The organism is Candidatus Zixiibacteriota bacterium, assembly GCA_022865345.1.
Lineage (GTDB): Bacteria > Zixibacteria > MSB-5A5 > MSB-5A5 > RBG-16-43-9 > RBG-16-43-9.
On record JALHSU010000256.1, the window covers coordinates 1 to 1,890 of the forward strand.

Genomic DNA, 1,890 nt, shown 5'->3' on the forward strand with positions numbered 1-1,890 from the left:
GGATTTCTTTATCTGCGATGCCTACGATGGTATGATTTACAAGTTAACCAGGCAAGGTGAGCTTTTATGGGCTTTCCCTGGTCCCGGGACCAATGCCACTGAGTTGGAGTGGGATGGTCAATACCTCTGGGTATCAGATATTGTGACTGACAAGATTTACAGACTTCATCTAACCGGTGCGCCTCCGGATACAGTGCCCATAATCTCTGTCTCCCCTACTAAATTCGATTTCACTGCAGAGATCGGAGCAGGGAATCCATCCGATCAGGTCCTTACAATTACCAACAGCGGAGTAGGAGATTTGAACTGGACAGCAGTTGAGAATGCTGGATGGTTGACTCTAGGTTCAACTTCAGGAACTGCACCTTCCCAGGTTACCTTATCCGTGGATGTCACCGGACTGGAAATCGGGGTTTATTCTACCTCCATTACCATTGAGTCTCCAGGTGCCTGGAACAGCCCAAAAACGATTCCAGTGACTTTAAGAGTTAAATCGAATGTCCCCACCATCGCTTTGAGTTCAAAAAGATTCGGCTTCAGCGCGGTAGAAGGAGGGAATAATCCTAATCCTCAAAGGCTAAGCATTAACAATTCCGGCGGTGGTACGCTTAACTGGAGCGCCAGCAAAAAAGCTGATTGGCTCAGTTTGAGCGCTTATCAGGGCACAGTTCCATCTGATATTCAGTTTAGTATCAATATAAGCGGATTAGTAGTGAATAGTTACTATGATTACATAGTCATTTCCTGCAACGATGCCACCAATTCACCTGAGAGTATTCTGGTAGTTCTAACTGTAAACCCCTCATCCCCTGCAAGCGGAGATACGGTAAGAGTGGCAACAGTAGTAGGCAAGCCAGGGAATCAAGTTGTGGTTCCGGTTTACTTTTACAACAGCAAGCCTCTGGGAGCAGTCGTTGTTCCCCTGAAATATGACAGCTCAGATCTGGTGTGTGATTCGGTTTCATATATCGGTTCCCGGGTAGAGTATGTAGGATTGAAGGTAGGTAATATTAATCCCCTGGATAGAACCATCCTGATTGGGGTGGTAACTCTGACCGATCCGTCTGTACCTCCTGGAAACGGGCTTTTAGCTAATCTTTATTTCACCATTAACCAGAATGCACCCCAGCAAACTGTAAACCTTGACACCTGTTTTATTCCTCCGCAGAGTTACCTGGTTTTCGTGGATGATTTCGCTATGGAGATAAAACCTCATTTCATTCAAGGACACATTATCATTGGAGATATGCTGTATGGGGATCCCAATAATGACCTTAGAGTTTCGGTCAGCGATGTGATTTACTTGATAAGCTATCTGTTTAAAAGAGGAGCCCAGCCCAAAAACTACTATTCAGGTGATGTCAATTGCGATAACAAAGTGAGCTTAACGGATGTGGTTTATTTAATTAACTATCTTTACAGAGGAGGGCTACCTCCAATAGGTTGAGATTTTGCAAGCAGCTAAATCGAAAAAAGCCCTCGACTTTGAGGGCTTTTTATTTTAACAGCCTCATAGATCAGGTGCCCTGGGCATCTGACAAATGAAAAGTGTCAGGAGCATGAAGCTCCTGACTTACTGCTGCTGAAAGAATTTCTATAGGTTTTTCAGGCAGACTTTAGTAGGGTCTATCTTTCGAAGAACAGATAAAGAAATCAATTAGTCGGTTATCTTGACACAACTTAATTATGTAAAAATTTAAATATACCTTGACATTCAAGAATAAAAAGCTATATGTAAGAAAACAAAGGTTTTAATCCAGAGATTAAAACCTGGAGAAAGGAGTCTTAAGGCAGATTGTTTTTTGAGGAGGTTCAAGCAGGACAATTATTTTCAGAAGGAGCGCATCTTCTTTGAAAGGAGAATAAGAGTATGTCTAAAGGGACAGTAAA

1 protein-coding gene is annotated in these 1,890 nt (G+C 42.9%); it reads left to right on the forward strand.

From position 1 onward, the window contains the following. A partial coding sequence (locus MUP17_12130) for a dockerin type I domain-containing protein (protein ID MCJ7459719.1) occupies positions 1–1,447 on the forward strand: 1,447 nt, incomplete at its 5' end. Between the last annotated feature and the right edge of the window lie 443 nt (positions 1,448–1,890).